The 19,032-nt window shown below is 69.0% G+C and carries 16 protein-coding genes and 1 pseudogene; 10 read left to right on the top strand and 7 right to left on the bottom strand.

The features are described from left to right. Window positions 1-92: 92 nt before the first annotated feature. The 5 genes from ACZ5C2_RS11695 to ACZ5C2_RS11675 form a co-directional block, all read right to left on the bottom strand. The gene (locus ACZ5C2_RS11695) at window positions 93-965 is read right to left on the bottom strand and encodes a F510_1955 family glycosylhydrolase (protein WP_189909557.1); all 873 of its coding nucleotides are present in this window, start codon (window positions 963-965) and stop codon (window positions 93-95) included. Window positions 966-1,000: 35 nt separating this feature from the next. After that, window positions 1,001-2,026, bottom strand: coding sequence for a C40 family peptidase (locus tag ACZ5C2_RS11690; RefSeq protein ID WP_189909556.1), 1,026 nt, complete (start codon window positions 2,024-2,026; stop codon window positions 1,001-1,003). A 229-nt stretch (window positions 2,027-2,255) separates the two neighbouring features. Next, window positions 2,256-3,167, bottom strand: coding sequence for a M56 family metallopeptidase (locus ACZ5C2_RS11685; RefSeq protein ID WP_189909555.1), 912 nt, complete (start codon window positions 3,165-3,167; stop codon window positions 2,256-2,258). Continuing rightward, on the bottom strand, window positions 3,164-3,538 hold the full coding sequence (locus ACZ5C2_RS11680; protein ID WP_266403023.1) for a BlaI/MecI/CopY family transcriptional regulator: 375 nt from the start codon (window positions 3,536-3,538) through the stop codon (window positions 3,164-3,166). Before ACZ5C2_RS11680 ends, ACZ5C2_RS11685 begins: the two co-directional genes overlap by 4 nt. Before the next feature lie 82 nt (window positions 3,539-3,620). Beyond that, entirely contained in the window at window positions 3,621-3,842 is a 222-nt protein-coding gene (locus ACZ5C2_RS11675) for a heavy-metal-associated domain-containing protein (protein ID WP_189909553.1), read from the bottom strand. Between the two features lie 110 nt (window positions 3,843-3,952). On the opposite strand from ACZ5C2_RS11675, the gene ACZ5C2_RS11670 reads away from it, so the two are divergent. The 6 genes from ACZ5C2_RS11670 (at window position 3,953) to serA (ending at window position 11,002) form a co-directional block, all read left to right on the top strand. Further along, window positions 3,953-4,366 (top strand): DUF6153 family protein, encoded by a 414-nt coding sequence (locus ACZ5C2_RS11670; RefSeq protein WP_246531969.1) that lies wholly within the window; start codon window positions 3,953-3,955, stop codon window positions 4,364-4,366. Window positions 4,367-4,453: 87 nt separating this feature from the next. Continuing rightward, complete coding sequence (locus ACZ5C2_RS11665; RefSeq protein ID WP_189909551.1) at window positions 4,454-5,092, top strand: DUF305 domain-containing protein; 639 nt, start codon at window positions 4,454-4,456, stop codon at window positions 5,090-5,092. Between the two features lie 235 nt (window positions 5,093-5,327). Then, window positions 5,328-5,795, top strand: a complete 468-nt coding sequence (locus ACZ5C2_RS11660) for a DUF6153 family protein (RefSeq protein WP_468789112.1) — start codon at window positions 5,328-5,330, stop codon at window positions 5,793-5,795. 762 nt (window positions 5,796-6,557) lie between these two features. Then, entirely contained in the window at window positions 6,558-7,772 is a 1,215-nt protein-coding gene (locus ACZ5C2_RS11655; RefSeq protein WP_468789110.1) for a PLP-dependent cysteine synthase family protein, read from the top strand. Beyond that, window positions 7,769-9,067: an MDR family MFS transporter gene (locus ACZ5C2_RS11650; RefSeq protein WP_189909548.1), complete on the top strand. Its 1,299-nt coding sequence runs from the start codon at window positions 7,769-7,771 to the stop codon at window positions 9,065-9,067. Before ACZ5C2_RS11655 ends, ACZ5C2_RS11650 begins: the two co-directional genes overlap by 4 nt. Window positions 9,068-9,412: 345 nt before the next feature. Beyond that, window positions 9,413-11,002 (top strand): phosphoglycerate dehydrogenase, encoded by a 1,590-nt coding sequence (gene serA, locus ACZ5C2_RS11645; RefSeq protein WP_468789108.1) that lies wholly within the window; start codon window positions 9,413-9,415, stop codon window positions 11,000-11,002. 282 nt (window positions 11,003-11,284) lie between these two features. Here serA and ACZ5C2_RS11640 read toward each other — a convergent pair whose 3' ends face one another. Continuing rightward, window positions 11,285-11,998 (bottom strand): aggregation-promoting factor C-terminal-like domain-containing protein, encoded by a 714-nt coding sequence (locus tag ACZ5C2_RS11640; RefSeq protein WP_457853142.1) that lies wholly within the window; start codon window positions 11,996-11,998, stop codon window positions 11,285-11,287. A gap of 987 nt (window positions 11,999-12,985) precedes the next feature. On the opposite strand from ACZ5C2_RS11640, the gene ACZ5C2_RS11635 reads away from it, so the two are divergent. The 3 genes and pseudogenes from ACZ5C2_RS11635 to ACZ5C2_RS11625 all read left to right on the top strand — a co-directional run bounded on the left by ACZ5C2_RS11635 (window position 12,986) and on the right by ACZ5C2_RS11625 (window position 16,942). Then, entirely contained in the window at window positions 12,986-13,600 is a 615-nt protein-coding gene (locus ACZ5C2_RS11635) for a M23 family metallopeptidase (protein WP_189909545.1), read from the top strand. Between the two features lie 152 nt (window positions 13,601-13,752). After that, a pseudogene (locus ACZ5C2_RS11630) lies at window positions 13,753-14,338 on the top strand (LuxR C-terminal-related transcriptional regulator); the annotation flags it as partial. Window positions 14,339-15,202: 864 nt separating this feature from the next. Next, on the top strand, window positions 15,203-16,942 hold the full coding sequence (locus tag ACZ5C2_RS11625) for a VanW family protein (protein ID WP_413790167.1): 1,740 nt from the start codon (window positions 15,203-15,205) through the stop codon (window positions 16,940-16,942). Window positions 16,943-17,021: 79 nt separating this feature from the next. Here the strand turns inward: ACZ5C2_RS11625 and ACZ5C2_RS11620 are convergent, their stop codons facing one another. Continuing rightward, entirely contained in the window at window positions 17,022-17,702 is a 681-nt protein-coding gene (locus ACZ5C2_RS11620; protein WP_189909544.1) for a TVP38/TMEM64 family protein, read from the bottom strand. A 631-nt stretch (window positions 17,703-18,333) separates the two neighbouring features. Here ACZ5C2_RS11620 and ACZ5C2_RS11615 point away from each other — a divergent pair. Next, window positions 18,334-18,975 carry a GNAT family N-acetyltransferase gene (locus ACZ5C2_RS11615; RefSeq protein ID WP_189909543.1) on the top strand — a complete coding sequence of 214 codons (642 nt, stop codon included), beginning with the start codon at window positions 18,334-18,336 and terminating at the stop codon, window positions 18,973-18,975. Window positions 18,976-19,032: the final 57 nt, after the last annotated feature.

Here is a 19,032-nt window from a genome sequence, read left to right as displayed (position 1 = left end):
TCGCACCGCGACCTGGAGCGCCCGGCGGCGGAGGAGAGGCCGCAGATGCGTGCTTCTGATGAGGATGTGTCTGTCGGCTTTGCGAAGCCGGGTCAAGAAGCAAGCGGCGCCAGCTCGGAGAAGGTCTTGCCGCCGTCCCGCGACTCGTACACACCCGTCATCGTCGCCGCGAGGACGTGGTCGGCGTTCACTGCGGTCAGCGCCTGGGGCTGCCCGCCGGGCACGGTCGTGAGCTCCTTCCACGTCTTACCGCCGTCCGCGCTGCTGCTCAGCTTCCCGGACGTGCCGATGCCGAAGAGGGACTTCTCCGCGGGCCAGGACACAAACGCCTGCACCGGCTTGGCACCCTTGCCGAAGGTACGGCCGCCATCCGTGCTGGTGACGACACCCTCCGCCGTGGTGGCCAGCAGCTTGTCCCCGGAGGGGTTCACCGCGAGGTCGAGGGCCTCCAGCGTCGTCCGGTCGTCCCAGTTCTTGAGGTCGCTGCTGACCCGGATCCGGCCGCCCTCGTATCCGTAGACGGTGCCCTTGGCCGAGTCCAGGGAGTGGAAGTCGGCCTCCCCGGACAGGGACCGGGACGTCCAGGTGCGGCCCGCGTCCTTGGTCTCGATCAGGCCGACGTTGCCGGGACGGTCGCTGCCCGGGGCGCCGTGTCCGCTGGCGATGAAGGTGTTCTCACTGGTGATGGTGAAGCCCATGAAGTCGTCCTTGCGGTCGCCGACGAGCTTCGGCTCCTGTCCCTTGGCCACGGTGTAGAGGCCGCTGTGGGTGGCGACGTAGACGCGTCCGTCAGCGGGATCGACGCCCAAGCCGTGCACGTGGGACAGCGGCCCCGACGAGTCGGATGCGTCTGCTGCCGTCTCCGCGTCGGGAGGACCGCCTCCGCAGGCGGCGAGGACCAAGGCGGCGATCGAGATGCCGGCGATGGCGAGCAGGGGGCGGCGGACAGGCGGGTGCGCGGTCACAGTGGTTCCTCGGGTGGTGGTACGGGGGTTGGTGCTCAGGGCCTGCTCGCGGCGAAGAACGGCATGGAGTCCAACGGGACGATCTCCACGTTCTTGCCCGTGCGCGGCGCGTGGATGGCCTTGCCGTTCCCGACGTACATACCGTTGTGCTGGTTGTCGTTGTACCAGTAAATGATGTCACCCGGCTGCAGATCGGACTTGGCCACCTTCCGGCCGGCGTCGTACTGCTGCTTGACGGTGCGCGGCAGCGAGACGCCCGCCGCACGCCAGGAGGCGCCGGTCAGGCCCGAGCAGTCGTAGGAGTTGGGACCGGTGGAGCCCCACTCGTAAGGCTTGCCGAGCTGCGCGTACGCGAAGTCCAGCGCGACCTTGCCGCGGCCGCTGGCCGGGCCGTTGTAGGTGGTCGGCGCGTCGCTGGCGCCCGCGGCGGCGTCCTCACGCTCCTGGTCGGCTTCCATCTTGGCGCGCTGGGCAGCGGTCAGGCTGTTGAGGAGCTTGCGCGCCTTCGCCAGCTTGTCCTGGACCTCGGCCTTCTTCTCGCCGGCCTTGGTGCGCGTCTCCTCCAGAGCCTTCAGACGCGTCTGGGCGGCCAGGCGTTCCTGCGTGAGTTCGCGCTGCTTGGCCTGCATCGCGCTCAGGGCCTCGGCCTGCCGGTTGCTCGTACGGTCGAGCATCTGGGCCTTGTCGAGGTAGTCGTCCGGGTCGCCGGACAGGAAGAGCTGCACGCTCGGATCGATGCCGCCGCTGCGGTACTGCGCGGCCGCCAGCGGGCCTATCTTCTCGCGCAGCTCGTTGATCTCCTGCTGCTTGCGGGCCAGCCGGTCCCGTGCGCCTTCCACCTCGCCCTGCAGCTTCTTCTGCTTCTCGCTGATGGCGTTGTACTCCTCGGTGGGGGCCTCAGCCTCCTCGTAGAGCCGCTCCACCTCCTTGCGCACTTCCTCCACGGTGGGGTTGGGGGCCGCCTGGCTCTGCGTCGGCAGGAGGCTGACGGCGCCGGCGGCCATGCCGACCGTGGCGATCCGGGCGCGGCTGGGTGGCTTCGGCCGACGGTGCGTTCCCATCGTGGAGTGACTCCTCTGCGCGTCTGTGGACCGAGCGACGGGCTCTGGTCGTCGGGCGACGCCAGTCAGCTTCGGCACTGTTCCCGTGGACCCGACGGTGGGCGCGGGTTGAACTCGCCCCCGCCCAGCGCCGCATCATCGAGCGGGTTAGAACTTAGTAGCTTCGTATTACGCATCGCAAGTGAGTCCGAGTCACAGCGGCCTCACGCGGAGCTGGAATGTCCTGGCGTCAGGCGAGTCCGGGCGGGCAGGCGACCAGCAGCGGCAGCAGCGGCACTGTCACGACCGCGGCGGCCGCCGAACCCCACAGGGCGGGGTGCGGGGCCTTGCGGGGGCCGAGGACTCGCTTCAGGCGGATCAGGACGTTCTGGCCGCCCGCCGCCAAGGCGCCCTTCGGGGTACGGGCCGAGGCCATCTCGTACATCGCCGTGGCCAGCACCTCGTGGGAGTGGCTTCGCAGTGCGCGGTCGTCCGCGACCATCTCCAGCAGGAGTGCCGTCTGCTCCCGCGCGTGGCGGGCCAGCGGCAGCCACCGGAACACCGAGTGGAACGCTTCCACGGCGGCCAGGAACAGGTGGTGGCGACCCGCGATGTGGGCCTGCTCGTGCTCCAGTACGGCGGCGAGCTGGTCGGGCGTCAGTTCGCGTACGGCCGCGTCGCTGATCACGATCCGGGGATCACGGCCGGGCAGGCAGTAGGCGGCGGGCACGTCGTACGGCAGGACGGTGGCGCGGAGCCGGGCCGAGTGGCGGCCCACCAGGTCGACGGCATCCCGGTGCTCTGTCCGCACCCGACGGGCTCGTACGACGTGGAAGACGAAGCTCGCGATCAGGGCGATCCCGATTGCGGCGGGGACGCCGACGGCAAGCCGGTCCGCGATGTTCGGATCGGGCTGAGCCGTGCCCACGTCCACTCCGCAGGTGTGCAGCAGGCCCACCAGGCCCGCGTGCAGGTGCTCGGCCGGCATGGCCAGGCTGTACGCGGCGAGCGCGGCCCCGATCGAGAAGGAGACCGCCAGGGCGTGCCACACCGCTGCAGCCAGCGCGGGGGCCCGGTGCTGCCAGCTGCCGCGCAGCATGAGGTGCGGGGCGACAAACCCCACCGCTGCCGTGTAGCCGACCAGGGCCGGGGCCGCGTTCACGACTCGGCCTTGTCCTGTCGTCCCACGTTCCGCAGGGCCCTGCGCAGGGCGGCCTGTTCTTCCTCGGACATGTTCTCGACGAAGTGGACCAGCGCGGTCCGACGGTCCTTGCTCTCTCCCAAACCGTCCTCCATGAGCGCGGCGGAGTACGCCTCGCGGCTGCGCACGGGTGTGTACAGCCAGGCGCGACCCTGCTTGCCCCGCAGCAGCCAGCCCTTGGAATAGAGGATGTTGGTGACGGTCATCACCGTGGTGTACGCGACGGGGCGGGTCTTGTTGATGTCATCGACTATGTCGCGCACGGTCGCCGGACGGTTCCATGTCCAGAGACGATCCATGATCTCTGCCTCGAGATCTCCTAGCCGTCGCATCGCCCTGACTTCCTTTCGCCACCGAGTACGCAAGGCCATAGTAGACGGCCGCTCGGTCAGGCTTACGGTGCAAGGTGAAACGTCACGCCCGCCCTGTGAGTGCGTAACCCGCCTCGTCGATCGCCTCACGCACCCGAGTGTCGTCGAGCGGGGTGGTGGACGTCACGGTGACGCGGCCCGTGGGGACGTCGACCTGTACGTCGACGACGGTGTCGAGCGCCGAGACCTCTTCCTTAACGGCGTTCTCGCAATGGCTGCACGTCATGCCGGACACGGAATAGTCGGTCGTCAGTACGTCGGACATGGTTCCTCCCGGCGGGAGCTGTAATACCCTGGGTGGGTATCACGTCTCCGTGTCTACTCTCGTGGCCTCCGCGATGCAAGAGGCTGTTGATCTATGCGTACGATGAAGCCGTGACCCGCTTCGGACAGCTCGCTCGACCGCACTCGACGGTGCGGTCCGGTGGGCTGCTCGTGTGCGCTCTGCTGCTGGGCCTGCTCGGCATGCACGGCCTCGGACCGATTCCGGAGGTCTCCGCTGCCTCGGGGCATGACCGGATGGTCTCGGTCGCGCACGCGGACGTCATGGCGTCGATGCCTGGCGCGTGCGATCACGGCGAGGGTGGCTGTTCGGGCCACACGGATCATGCCGATCCGACCTGCGTTTCGGCGTCCGTCGCCGGAGGCCCCGTGGTGGCACCGGTGCTCCTGCCCGATGTGGCGGCCTGCGCCGGCGCGGTGGACGTGCCTGCCTCTTCGGCAGGCAGTGATCCCGACGGCGGTCGCGCTCCGCCCTCACTCTCCGAACTCCAGCTCCTGCGGATATAGAGCGACCCGCGCGACGCCGTACGCCCACAGGGGGCGGCGCCGCGTCTCGGCATGCCCTACACAGACCCGAACGCAGGAGTTCACGTCATGACCGCACACCGCAAGCTCATCCGCCGTACCGCTCTCGCCGCCACCGCGGGAGTGGCAGCCCTCGTGCTCTCCGCCTGTGGTGGCGGAGGTCACGACATGGGGTCCATGGGCTCCGACTCTGCCAGCCCGTCCGCGTCCGCCTCGGCGGAGGCCGGCAAGCACAACGACGCCGACGTCTCCTTCGCCACGGAGATGATCCAGCACCACCGTCAGGCCGTCGAGATGGCGGACCTGGCCGCCGACCGCGCCTCTTCGCAGGAGGTCAAGGACCTCGCCACGAAGATCAAGGGAGCGCAGGACCCGGAGATCAAGACCATGTCCGGCTGGCTCACCTCGTGGGGTGAGGAGGTCCCCGCGGACATGTCCGGCATGGAGGGCCACGACATGGGTGACATGTCGTCCATGCCCGGCATGATGAGCAGCGAGGACATGGACAAGCTGGAGAAGGCATCCGGCGCCGAGTTCGACAAGATGTTCCTCGAGATGATGGTCAAGCACCACGAGGGCGCCGTCACCATGGCCAAGACGGAGAAGGCCAACGGCGAGTACGGTCCCGCCGTGAAGCTCGCGGACGACGTGATCACGGCCCAGACCGCCGAGATCGAGCAGATGAACAAGATGCTCGACAAGAGCTGACCTGGCGACAGAAGCGGCGCGGCCGGGCGGTGTATACCGCCGTCCGGTCGTGCCGTTTTCTGTTCTCGGCGGCCGTCGCGCGGGGCCAAAGCAGACGTTTGCGAACGATGAAGTCCCCAGCCGTTCGGTGCGGTTGGTCCTTCCAGGTGACCCTGGCGCCGTCATGTGGCTGGGTTCACGCGATGTTCTCCTGAGACGGCGTGCCGGGGTCTCGCGATCAGGTTAGGATCACAGCATGATTACGGCCTGGTGTCCCTCCCGTATGCCGAGGAGCCGCTCATCAGCGGCTCTGTGGCGTGTGCTGGGGCTGGGCCTGTTCCTCTTCGGTCTGCTGTATACGCACGCCGTCAGCCCTGACGCGACGGTGAGTCACCTCGCCTCCGACAAGGGCGTCTCGGCGTCGGGCGTTCATTTCGAGCCAACTGCCGAACACGAAAACGTTGCGAGTGCCACGTCGGCGCAGCCGACGGGCGAGCAGCCGGAGGACCATCACGACGGCCACGGACAGCCGCACGCCGATGCGGACTGTGCGATGGGGCAGCCTTCGCAGGGTCCCGCTGTAACGGAGCCCTGTCTGTCTCCGCTGAACTCGGAGAACGGCGACGGGGCGGCTGGCTCTGCGCCCGCCCGTCACGCCACCGCGGCACGGGACTTCGCGGCCCCGAGAACCCAAGCGGCGGACTCCGCGGTTCTTCGTATCTAGGTCAGCGCCTCCCGAACCGGTCGCCCCTTCCAGGGATTTCCGGACTCGGCCCGAGGCCGCGTCACGTCTTCTCCCGGCGACCGGTCCACGGCGTCTGACCTCCTGCGCACAGCGCCCCACAGCGTGGCGCGGGGACGGTCGACGGCCCTCTTCCCCGACCCCCCACCGATCCCTGCCTTGACCGGGAGAGTTCCCGTACGGGCAGTGACCGCCGCGCGGAGGACCTGTGCCGCCCACCCCTGCCCTTTCCCTTGCCCATGCCTTATGCGCACGTCCGCTCCGTAAGAGCCTGCTCGTCCGGGGCACGTTGTACGCCCTGTTGTTCGTGCTGCTGACGTGCCTCGGCGATCAAGGGCATGCGCCGGAGTCGCCCGCTCGTTCAGCCGCGGCGCCGGCTGAAGCCCCTCTGCCCGCAGAGGGCTCCGACGGCGAGAATCTCGACCCGTCCGAGTCTCCCGACCGTTGCCACGGCCCCCGCCTCGCGCAGGCCATCTCGCCCCAGTCGTCCCCTCGGGTCCCGCCGCCCGCCGTCGCCGTGCTGTCGCTGACGGACGCCACAGCAACTCCCGTGCGCCAGCCCTCTGGAGCCGTCCGAAGACCGCTGCCGAGCGGCGGCCGGTCCGCTCTCACCGCCATCTGCAGGTGGCGCATATAGGAGCCACCCCGCGGGTCGGCCCTGGTCGCCCCGCCGCGCGTCGTGCCTTGTCCGTCGCGCGAGATGAGCATCCGCACGCGTCCATATCGATATGAGAGCGAAAACACATGCACTCCATGACCAAGAGTGACCTGACTCCCGCCGGCTCCGGTTCGGGCTCCGCCCTACGGGGACTTGTCGGCAACACCCCGCTACTGCGCGTCTCCCAGCCCTTCACCGAGCCGGACCGCGGCTTCTGGGCGAAGCTGGAGGGCTTCAACCCCGGCGGCATCAAGGACCGTCCGGGCCTGCACATGGTCGAGCGCGCCCGCGCCCGCGGCGAACTACAGCCGGGCGCCAGGATCATCGAGTCGACCAGCGGCACCCTCGGTCTGGGGCTCGCCCTGGCCGGAATGGTCTACGGGCACCCCGTCACGCTGGTCACCGACCCGGGGCTGGAGATGTCCATGACCCGGCTGCTGACCGCGTACGGGGCCCAGGTCAATCTCGTCTCCGAACCGCATCCCACCGGGGGCTGGCAGCAGGCCCGCCGTGACCGGGTCGCCAAGCTGATGGAGCAGCACCCCGGCTCGTGGTGTCCGGACCAGTACAACAACCCTGACAACACGACCGCGTACACCCCGCTCGCCCTCGAACTGGCCACGGAACTCGGCCATATCGACGTGCTGGTGTGCAGCGTGGGCACCGGCGGACACTCCGCCGGAGTCTCCCGCGTACTCCAGCAGCTCTACCCGGACCTCAAGCTGGTCGGCGTCGACACCATCGGGTCGACCATCTTCGGGCAGCCCGCCCGGCCACGGCTCATGCGGGGCCTCGGTTCCAGCATCTACCCGCGCAATGTCGCCTACGACAACTTCAGCGAAGTGCACTGGGTCGCCCCGGCGGAGGCGGTGTGGACCTGCCGCCAGCTGGCAACCTCCCACTACGCAACCGGCGGCTGGAGCGTCGGCGCGGTGGCGATGGTCGCCGGCTGGCTGACCCGCACCCTGCCTGCGGACACCCGGATCGCGGCGATCTTCCCCGACGGCCCGCAGCGCTACCTCGGCACGGTCTACGACGACGACTACTGCGCCGCCCACGGCCTGCTCGACTCCCCGCCCGCACCCGAACCGGAGGTGATCGGCCGCCTGGACGAGAAGGAGGTCACCCGCTGGACGCGGTGCGAAAGCGTCGTGGACCCGCTCGCGCTGGCCGACTCGGAGCCGCGCTCCGACATGGCCGGTCCGCTCGACGCATACGACGCGGAAGCCGGGGCGTCCGTGGACAGCGACGCCGCCGAACAGCTTGACGGCGGCGACGCGCATGCGGAGGGGAACCGGTGAGGTCGACCATCGCGCAGGTTCGTTCCTACGAACGCAGTGTCCAGTTGTTGATGGTGAATCAGTTCACCATCAATCTCGGCTTCTACATGCTGATGCCGTACTTGGCCGCGCATCTGGCAGGCCCGCTGGGCCTGGCGGGCTGGCTGGTCGGGCTGATCCTCGGCGTACGCAACTTCAGCCAGCAGGGCATGTTCCTGCTCGGCGGCACGCTGGCCGACCGGCTCGGCTACAAGCCCATGATCATCGCTGGGCTGGTGCTGCGTATCGTCGGCTTCGCGACCCTCGGACTCGTGGAGTCCGTACCCGCCCTGCTGGCCGCGTCGGCGGCGACGGGCCTGGCCGGGGCGCTGTTCAACCCGGCCGTACGGGCCTATGTGGCGGCGGACGCGGGTGAGCGGCGGGTCGAGGCATTCGCCCTGTTCAACGTCTTCTACCAGGCCGGGATTCTGCTCGGCCCGCTGGTGGGCATGCTGCTGACCGGCGTGAGCTTCCGCGTCACGTGCCTTACCGCGGCCGGGATCTTCGCTGTGCTGAGCATCGTCCAGATCCGGGCCCTGCCCGCCCGCCGGGGCGACGACGCCAAGCGCGGACAGGAGCAGGAAGGCGTGCTAACCCAGTGGCGCGGCATCGTGGCCAACCGGCCGTTCCTGCTGTTCTCGGTTGCCATGATCGGCTTCTACGTCATGCAGTTTCAGGTCTATCTCGCCCTGCCGCTGGAGGTACGCCGCCTGGGCGGTGACGGGACGTTCGGCACGGGGGCGGTGGCGGTGCTGTTCGCGGTGTCGGGCCTGAGCACCATCCTCTTCCAGACCAAGGTGACCGCCTGGTGCAAAGCCCGCATGGAACCGGGCCGCGCCCTGACCTGGGGCCTGTTGACCATGGGCCTAGGGTTTGTTCCGCTGCTGGTGGCCACCGCGATCCCGGTACCGGACGGCGGCGTGGGGCTGTGGCTGCTCGCGGCCGTGCCGCCGGCGCTCTCCGCACTGCTCCTCGCGATCGGCACGATGATCGCGTACCCCTTCGAGATGGACACCATCGTCCGCCTCTCCGGCAACCGCCTCGTCGCCACCCACTACGGCCTGTACAACACCATCTGCGGTATCGGCATCACCCTCGGAAACCTGCTGACGGGCGCCGCGCTCGACGCCGCCCGGGCCGCTGGGATGTCCGCGCTGCCGTGGGTGGCGCTGTGCGCACTTGGCATCGCCTGCGCGGCCGCCCTCTACGGGCTGCACCGCACGGGCCGGCTGGCGCCACCGGTGCGCGAGGCGCAGCCAGAGCCCGCGAACGCATAACACGACGTCACCTGGTGGAGGGGGCGGACGAGTTCGCTTCCGTCCCCTCCGGCCGGCCACGCCCACGTCGATCGTTGGGCGCGTCGGCCGGCGTGTGCGCCCACGGACACAAGCACCGCCAGGCGCTCGCCCGCCCGTGCCACGACCTCCTGGCCCGGCACGTCATCTGCCCTCAGGACGTACTCGCGCATCACGCCGCCGTCGCCCCGTGCGCGGGCGCGGCACGTTACGTCTCTATGCCGGCCGCACTCCTCCAGCACCCGTAGAACCACATCGCAAGCCGCCACCACCTTCGGCCGCCGAGACGGCCGTCCGCGAAGCAATAGGTAAGGACTGAAGACCACCGTGAGCCCGAAACCTGCCGTACTGATCGCTGAAGAGCTGTCGCCCGCCACCGTTGACGCACTCGGGCCGGACTTCGAGATCCGGCACTGCAACGGCGCCGACCGAGCCGAACTCATCCCGGCGATTGCCGACGTCGACGCGATCCTCGTGCGCAGCGCGACCAAGGTCGACGCCGAGGCCATCGCCGCGGCCAGGAAACTGAAAGTCGTCGCCCGCGCCGGTGTCGGCCTCGACAACGTCGACGTATCCGCAGCCACCCAGGCCGGCGTGATGGTCGTCAACGCACCCACGTCCAACATCGTCACGGCCGCCGAGCTCGCCTGCGGCCTGCTGATCGCCACGGCACGCAACATCCCGCAGGCCGATACCGCCCTGAAGAACGGCGAGTGGAAGCGCAGCAAGTACACCGGCGTTGAGCTGAGCGAGAAGACCCTCGGCGTCGTCGGCCTCGGCCGCATCGGTGTCCTGGTCGCCCAGCGCATGTCCGCCTTCGGCATGAAAATCGTCGCCTACGACCCGTACGTACGGCCCACGCTGGCCGCGCAGATGGGCGTCAAGCTGCTCTCACTGGACGAGCTGCTCGAGGTCTCGGACTTCATCACCGTGCACCTGCCGAAGACCCCGGAGACGCTGGGCCTGATCGGCGAGGAAGCGCTGCACAAGGTCCAGCCGCACGTCCGGATCGTCAACGCCGCGCGCGGCGGGATCGTCGACGAGCAGGCGCTGTCCAACGCCCTGAAGGAGGGCCGGGTCGCGGGCGCGGGCCTGGACGTGTACGCGCAGGAGCCCTGCACGGACTCCCCGCTCTTCCAATTCGACCAGGTCGTGTGCACCCCGCACCTCGGCGCCTCCACCGACGAGGCCCAGGAGAAGGCGGGCATCGCCGTCGCCCATTCCGTCCGGCTCGCGCTCGCGGGCGAACTGGTCCCCGACGCGGTCAACGTGCAAAGCGGCGTCATCGCGGAAGACGTACGGCCCTGGCTGCCGCTCGCCGAGAAGCTCGGCCGGATCTTCACCGCCCTGGCGGGCGAGGTCGCCGTCCGGCTCGACGTCGCGGTGTACGGCGAGATCATCCAGCACGATGTCAAGGTCCTCGAACTCTCCGCGCTCAAGGGTGTCTTCCAGGACGTCGTCGAGGAGACCGTGTCCTACGTGAACGCCCCACTCTTCGCGCAGGAGCGCGGCGTCGAGGTCCTCCTCACCACCAGCTCCAAGTCCCCCGACCACCGCAACATGCTGACCGTCCGTGGCACACTCGCAGATGGTGAGGAGGTCTCGGTCTCCGGCACCCTCGTCGGCCCCAAGCACATCCAGAAGATCGTGTCGGTGGCTAAGTACGACATCGACCTGGCGATGGCCAACCACTTGGTCTTCCTGCGTTACGCCGACCGCCCGGGCATCGTCGGTACCGTCGGCCGGATCCTCGGCGAGTCCGGCCTCAATATCGCCGGGATGCAGGTCTCCCGCCTGGATGAGGGCGGCGAGGCGCTGTTCGTGCTGACCATCGACAACGACGTCCCGACCGACGTCCTCAGTGAAATCGTCCAGGAGATCGGCGCCACCTCAGCCCGCTCGGTCAACCTCGACTGACCGACAGGCACCCGCTGAGCGGCGCGGAGCGCCGTTCAGCGGGCAACCGGGTACTTGGCGCCCGTATGGTCGCCCGGCGCACCTGCTCGATCTGCACCCCTTCTTGTCCGGGCTCGACCTGTATGTGCTTTCCCTGCAGCTGATCGCACTGGGCGGCCCATTGGACATCGGTTGCCTCCCGCACGTGATCCGGGACGAGGTTGAACCACCCGGTGCGGACGTATGGAGCCCCCGGCCGGTTGAGGCCAGCGGCTCGGAGAGTCTATGGAGGGCCGGGCTGGTCTAGTACCAGTTGTTGGCCTGCCAGAACTGCCAGGCGCCGCAGGGGCTGTCGTAGCGGTCGTTCATGTAGTTCAGGCCCCACTTGATCTGGGTGGCCGGGTTGGTCTGCCAGTCGGCGCCGGCGGAGGACATTTTGGAGCCGGGCAGCGCCTGCATGAGGCCGTAGGCGTCGGACGTGGGGTTGTCCGCCTGGTAGTTCCAGCTGGACTCGCGCTCCACGATGTCGCTGAAGCACCGGAATTGGTCGGCGGGCACCATCTGGCGCGCGATCGCCTGCACCTCTGCGGCGGTGTACGCGCTCTGGACCGGGAAGGAGGAGGAGCCACGGGTCGAGCGGCTGGCGGCCTCCTGTTGGGCTTCCTCCCGCTCCTTCGCGAGTTTCTCCGCCGCGGCTTTCTTCTCCGCCTCGGCCTTCTTCTCCGCAGCTTCTTTCTTGGCCGCCGCATCCTCGGCCGCCTGCTTACGCGCCGCCTCTTCGGCGGACTTCTTCGTGGCGGCGTCCGCCGCGATGGCCTGGGAGTCGGCCTGCTGAGCCATGCCCTGGACCTGGGCCTGCTGGCCCGCGGGTATGTCCGCGAGAAGGGTCGCGTCGGCCGCGGTCGCATCGAAGTCGTTCGATGGCTGTGCGGTGTTGCCCGGGGCAACACCCGCGACGGCGCCAACAGTCGTGACCGCAGTGGCGGAGGCCACGGCGAATCCCCGGATCCGGCTCACACGGTGTCCTTCCAGCATCGCCCGCTCCAGGTTGGGTGACCTAGCGGGCGCGATTGAGCCCCCTGGCGCTGGCCTCCGTTGCTGACAGGTCACGGGAGGCACGGGCCCGGTGCGCAACTCCCTTGCGGGGAGTGTCGCATGGTGATCTCGGGCGGCATGCGGCGACTCGCGATGTTGTTCCGGAGAAGTTCTGGGGTCGTGTGTCGTCACGGGTACTGCTGTGTCGCATGCGGGGCCTGACGAAACCCAGACTCTGCCGGATCGGGACGCCGCGAGGCAATCCTGAGTTGCATGGGAAACGTCACATGCCTTTTGCCCTCTCCGCCTCCGCCGGTCGGGTTGGCGGCGACGTCGCCGTGTCCACCGGTCGGGGTTCATCGGTCGTGTTCGCCGCTGGTTTCGATGATGCGGCAGACGACCACGGTGTCGCCGTCGCCCCCGCGTGCCGGGGCGGCGGTGTGGTGGGCGCTGACCAGGGACTGCCTCGGCTTGCAGCTCCGGCGCTCCGCAAGACCGGCGGCTGCGGGCCGTGGCCGACGGCGCCTGGCGGCTATGCCCATCTGCGTAGCGCGCGTCACATTCCAGGGCTATCGGATCTCGCCGTCCGGTGATGTGCCACACAGGCGTTTTGTCCCTTACTAGGTGGAATAGTGGCGAGGATTGCCATGAATCGAGGTGCTTTCAGCCCATGACTTAGTGGCGGTTTGGGTGTCAGGGGCCGGAGCGGCAGAAAGGCGGGCTGATGGGTGCTATGTGCTGCTTGTGTAGTGCGGGTAAACCTCTCCGCCGAGGGTGGGCGGATGGTGTTTTGGGATGATTTAGTCGCTGGGTCGTGGGTGCCGAAGGGGTGGGGATTCGAGCGCCCGGCTACGGTCCCGATTAGTAGAACGGCCCTTTGAGTAATGGAGGGAGCGCGGGTACCAAGGGGTGGCCCGCCCGGCATGTGGCTTGTGTGCCGGGTCCATTCATGCCCGGAGGTAATCCCGAATGTCCCAGCGCTCTCGCTCCCGCAATCCCGGCTCGTCCCTGCTTCGTACCCGGGCGGCCGTCATAGCCGTTGGTCTCGGAGCGTCGGCTGTGCTGGGCGTGGGCACCGCGGTGGCTGCGCAAACCGGCAAGACCGCCTCCGCGCTGCCCGGCTCGGTCACCGCCCAGGCCGCTGAGAAGGCCGCGAAGAAGGCGCCTTCATGGGTCGCCCCCGTCAAGAAGTACAAGCTCACGGCGGGCTACGCCCAGACGGGCAGCAGGTGGTCGTCGACCCACTCCGGGCAGGACTTTGCCGTGCCTCTCGGTAGCCCGGTCGGCGCCGTGCGTGGCGGTACCGTCGTCAAGGCCGGGCCGAACGGCGGCGGGGACGGACCGGCGTATGGCAATGCCATCGTGATCAAGCACGCCAACGGGACGTACTCGCAGTATGCGCACCTGTCCCGGATCGATGTGAAGGCCGGGCAGACCGTGAAGACCGGGCAGACCATCGCCCGGTCCGGCAACACCGGCAACTCCAGCGGTCCGCACCTGCACCTCGAGATCCGTACGAGCCCGAACTTCGGCACCGCGATCAACCCCCTCGCCTTCCTGCGCTCGCAGGGCCTCAACGTCTGACGCGCGGTCCGAGGCGTGGGCCATGGTGCTCGCGCGCGTCAGGATGCGGTTGTCAGGCGCCCGCGTTGCCTGGGGCGTGCGGGCATGCGCGGCCATGTCTTCGTCGACGACCTGAGGCCGTCCGTGGTGGGACCGCGCGCACGAGCGTATGCCTGGCCTTCGATGACTCTCGGGGATGTATGCGTGGACCCGGCCATGCCGGCGAAGAACGCCCCGACGTGGTCCCCATGGACGTACGGATGCCCGGCATGGACGGCATCGAGGCCACCCGGCGCATCGTCGGCAGCGGCGGCCGCTCCCGCGTCCTGAGGCTCACCACCTTCGACCTGGACGAGTACGCCCACGCCGCACTGCGCGCCGGAGCCGGCGGCTTCCTCCTCAAGGACACGCTCCCGGACGAGCTGCTCGCCGGAATCCGCGCGGTAGCCTGTGGCGACGCGGTGATCGCCCCTCCGCCTGACCCGTCGCCCCCTGGACGCCTATGCCCATCAGCTGCCCCGGCCTGCTCGCAACCGGACAGCCGACGACGACCCCGGAGCGCGCCTCCTCACCGAGCGGGAGCGCGAGATCCTGGTAGCCATTGGCCAGGGCTGGACCAACGGCGAGATCGCCGAGCGGCTGGTGCTGTCGGAGTCCACGGTGAAGACCCATGTCGGACGGGTACCGGCGAAGATCGGCGCCAGGGGCCGGATCCAGGCCGTGATCCTTGCCTACGATCTGGGACTGACCCGGCCCAACAACCGGCTGACCCCCGGCCCGGCCGACCCAGGAAGCCGCGCAGCAACGCGGAAGGCCCCTACTCGTCACGGCCGCTGACCCAGGCTGAGCGTCGAGGCCGACGTGGCCGCTGCCGTCAGCCGTCCGCGGGAAGGGGAAGCCGTCGACGGGTGGGCGGGGGCGGCAGCGAGACGCCGAACAGCGCCCCATCCATCTGCACCCTTTCGCGACCACCGGCGATCGTGACCGAGGTTACCGCTATCCAACTAATTGACTTAGTCGGCTAGGAGATAAGGTGTGTGTCGATCAGCCGAGGAAAATCGGCCCGGCGGCGAGACGGAACGGCACCGCCGCTCTCGGGTACTCCGGAGAACAGGAGCTGTCGTGCCCATCGCGCAGTGCTCGGCCACCGGAGGCAGGTAGTGGCGGACCGGCGGGACGGCCGCCCAGGAGCCTGGGCGGGGCCGGCGTGCACGGGTAGCCCGTCGCGGTCGATTCCTCACGGCCCGGTGCCGGCTGTTCGTCGGCACTCGGGATCCCCGGCGAGATTCACCGCCGGCGCAGGAGGAGCCGTTGGCGCCGGCGCCGGCGCCGGCGCCGGACCTGATCGGAAGTGCTGCCGTCGGCGCTCCGCCGCCCTCAGCCACGCTCCGACGGCCCGGGTCTCCGCTCGGCGGAACCGGCGGCCGGGCCTGTCCTCCAGTGCGCCAACGTCCTGCCCGCAGGGAACTACCGCCCCGTCGGGGCCGGAGGCGGCGGCTCCGGAGCGGGACCGGTGACGGAGCTTACGGAATCACCACGAACCTCTTCTTACCATCACCCGGCAAGTGGCCCTCCGTGCGGGCCCTGCCCGCAACACGTGCCAGTCCCAGACGAGGAGAACCAGTGAGTCGCTCATCCCTGCTCGACCCACCCGCCGACACCACGTCGGCGGGTCGTCGGCGAATAGGCCGTCGTGTCGCGCTCGTGGCCGGGGCGGTGGGTGTCGGTTTCGGCGGGCTGTACCTGGTGGGCCTGCTGGTCTCCGGTGACGACGTCCCCGCGGGCACCCGGGTGAGCGGTGTGGACATCGGGGGGCTGAGCAGTTCGCAGGCGCGAGAGAAATTGGACAGTAGCCTGGGCGGGGCATGGTCGGAGCCGGTGAAGGTGCGCCTCGGTGAGAGTGATCGCACCGTCCACGTATCCGGCATCTCATTGGACAGTGAGGAGACCGCCGCCCGTGCCGCGCAAGCGGGGTCCGACCCGTTCACTGTGATCGGCCGCCTGTTCACGAGTGATGATCGCGAAGTCGCACCGGTGATCCGCGTGGACGAGGCGAAAGCCCGCGCGTCACTGGCCGAGGAGGCGAAGGCCTACGACCGGAAGGCACGGGAGGGAACGGTCACCTTCCACGCGGGCAAGGCGGTGCCGACGCGTCCGGTCACCGGGCGATCCCTGGACGTGGACGGCGCGGTCGAGGCCCTGACTGCCGCGATCCCGGGCCAGGGGAAGGAGCCGGTGCTGTTGCCGGTCCGCACGACCGAACCCAGGGTCGGCGCGGCGGAAGTGAACCGCGCGATGAAGGAGTTCGCCACCCCCGCGATGTCGGCGCCGGTCACGCTCACCGCGGGCGGCCGGGAGATCGAGATCAGCGCGGCGACGCTCGGTAAGCACCTCACCATGAAGCCGGACGGGGACAAGCGGCTGACCCCCGTACTGGACGGCAAGGGGCTACTGGCCGATCCGGCGGTGGCAAGTCCCCTCGCGCTGGCCACCGACGAGGCGGTCAACGCCAAGCTGCGTCTGGACGGCGGGCGAGTGGTGGTGGCCTCGGACGGCAAGGCCGGACAGGAGGTCACGGCCAAGGCGCTGCAGAAGGCCGTACTGCCGCTGCTGACCGAGACGGGGGCTGCCCGCACGGGAGTGGTTGCCACCGAGGAGGTGGAGCCCAAGCTGACCCGTGACAACGTCGGTGGCCTGGGCATCCAGGAGAAGATGTCGACCTTCACGGTGAACTTCGAGCCCGCCCCCTACCGCGTCACCAACATCGGCCGTGCCGCGGAACTGATCAACGGGTCGGTCGTACTGCCCGACGAAACCTGGAGCTTCAACCGCACCGTGGGGGAGCGGACCGAGGCCAACGGGTTCGTGGAGGGCATCATCATCAACAACGACCAGTTCGAGAAGGCGGCCGGAGGCGGCGTCTCCGCGGTGGCCACCACGGTCTTCAACGCCATCTTCTTCGCCGGCGTGAAGCCGGTGGAGTACGGAGCGCACTCGTTCTACATCGAGCGCTACCCGGAGGGCCGGGAGGCGACGGTGGCCTGGGGCAGCCTCGACCTGAGGTTCAAAAACGACTCGGGCAACGCCATCTACATCGACGCGAAGGCCACGGACACCTCCGTCACGATCACCTTCCTCGGCACCAAGAAGTACGACTCCGTCGAAGCGGTCAAGGGCCCGCGCACCAACGTGAAGGAGCCGGCAACCCGCGAGGGAGCATCCGGAGAGAAGTGCGTGCCGCAGACCCCGCTCGAAGGCTTCAACGTCGCGGTCGACCGGGTCTTCAGGGACGGCGGCAAGGAGGTCGAGCGGGAGACCTTCAAGACGAGGTACGTGCCCCGCGACGAAGTCACCTGCGACTGACTGACCGCCGAGTGACGAGCGCCGGACCCGGCGGCGCGCTCCTGGGCCGGAGCCGGCCGACAGCGGCGCGGATCGTTGGTCAGACCGCCTCGACGGCCTTCGGCGGAGTGGCCTTGCGCCGTGCCCGCCGCGCGATGGCGAGGGTGAGCACCATCATGGTGACGATGGCAGCGATCGAGAGAAGGAAGGCCGGGGAAGCGGGGGATGAGGCTGTGGCTCCGGCGATCACGTAAGCGGCGGTGCCGGGCAGAACACCGAGCGCGGTCGCGGCCGTGAAGGACCACGGGCGCACTCTGGAGAAGGCAGCGGCGAAGTTGACCCCCTGGAACGGCACGCCGGGCACGATGCGGAGCAGCAGCACGCTGACGAAGCCCTGATCGGTGAGGCGGCGGTCGAGGGCGGCGAGGATCTTCCTCTTCAACAGTGGCTGAAGCGCCTCCTGGCCGAGGCTGCGGCCGAGCCCGAAGGCGACCACCGCGCCGAGGGTGGTCCCGATCACGGCCAGCGCCAGCCCCTCGGGGATACCGAAAATGGCCCCGGCGGCGACATTGAGCACCGGCTTCGGAAAGAAGGCGAGGGTGCTCAGCGCGAAAACCACGGCGAAGGCCGGTCCGGCCCAGATCCCGGGCACCACGGATGTGAAGCCCTGGGAGAGCAGCCGCTCCGGGTTCCACACCAACAGGGAAGAGGCAGCAACGGCGAGCAGCACTATGAGCAGTGCGAGGCGGGCTTTTGGCCGCAGCATCGGTATCTTCTTCATCTTCCTTGTCCGGTACGGGTCGGCATGGCATGCGGTGACGGAGGCGGCCGGCCGCTCCGGGCCTCTGCGCGGAAGGCGACGAACGGCATGGGCGTGACCGACGGGATCAGAGCCGGTCAAGACTGCCTGTATGTGCCTGACCTCGGTGGACTGGTTCTCCACCACCTCGTCGGCGAGCCTCTTGGCAACAAGATTACGGCGTTCTTCTGCTCGTCCTCGCCGTCTCGGTCACGCGGTTATGAGGCTCGATCATCATTTCCGCGAACCTGTGGTCGAAGTCTGTGCCCCTGGAAGCCAGGCCATGAGGTCTTTCCCCTCCTGCTCAGAGGCTGTCTTCGGCCGACCTGCCAGTGAACTGGGGTTGCCGTTTCTCAGGGGCCGGCGTCCGGTGCTGCCCGTGCTGCGATAGCGGTCTGCCTGGTGGAACCGCGGGCCGTCAGCCAGTTCCAGAGTACTGAACTACTAAGTTTCTACGCAGTGTAGTAATTTCTGCTGGGTGGACGCCGACCTGCGCTCAGCCGCATATCCGAGCCCTGCCCGACTCGCCCCGGGCCAGAACCCCGCCGGGCCTCCGGGTCCGGTGACGAGAGACGCCGGCCCCCTGGCGCACGGCGGCCTTCGAATACGGTCCATGGACCCTGATGACCTTCCGTTCGTCGTCGCCGAGCACCTGAGGTACTTTCCGGACAGCTTCTTCGCCCGCCTCGGGCCGACGTTCCTGATCGCGTACAACGGGACCTACCTCACCGGTCCGGACGCGCGCGCCTACATCGCGGAGAAGGACGGGCAGCCGGTGGGCTTCCTCATCGGTGCGACCGACCCGGCGGCGCACCGCCGCCATGTGATGCGCGACTACGGGCGCGGACTGCTGTTCCGCGCCCTGGTCAGCCTGTGTCTGCGGCCCCGCCTCGCGCTGAACTTCCTGCGTACCCGGCTGGTGCGCTACGGCCGCAAGCTGATACCGAACCGGGCGGCCCGGCAGACCCCCGCTGCCGGTCACTCCGGCGTCACCGCTGTCCTGGACTACGTCGTCGTGGTCGAGCACGCCCGTTGCCGTGGCGTAGGGGCTCGGCTGATCGCGCGGTTCGTGAAGGACGCCACTGATGCGGGCTGCGCGCGTGTCACTCTCGTCACCGCCGCCGAGGGCGGGGCAGGACCGTATTACGACCGGCTCGGCTGGCGGCGTCAGGGCGAGATCCGCACGCCCGAGGGCCGTCGCCTCCTCACGTACGACCTCCCGCTGAACGAGGGCACGACGCCAGAGCGACACTGAGGCGCCGCTGGTCCTGGCTGACCAGCCCCGACCAATCAGATCGTCCCCGTACCGGGA

Source organism: Streptomyces sp. NPDC031365 (assembly GCF_055569765.1).
This window is presented reverse-complemented; position numbering and strand designations above follow the sequence as displayed.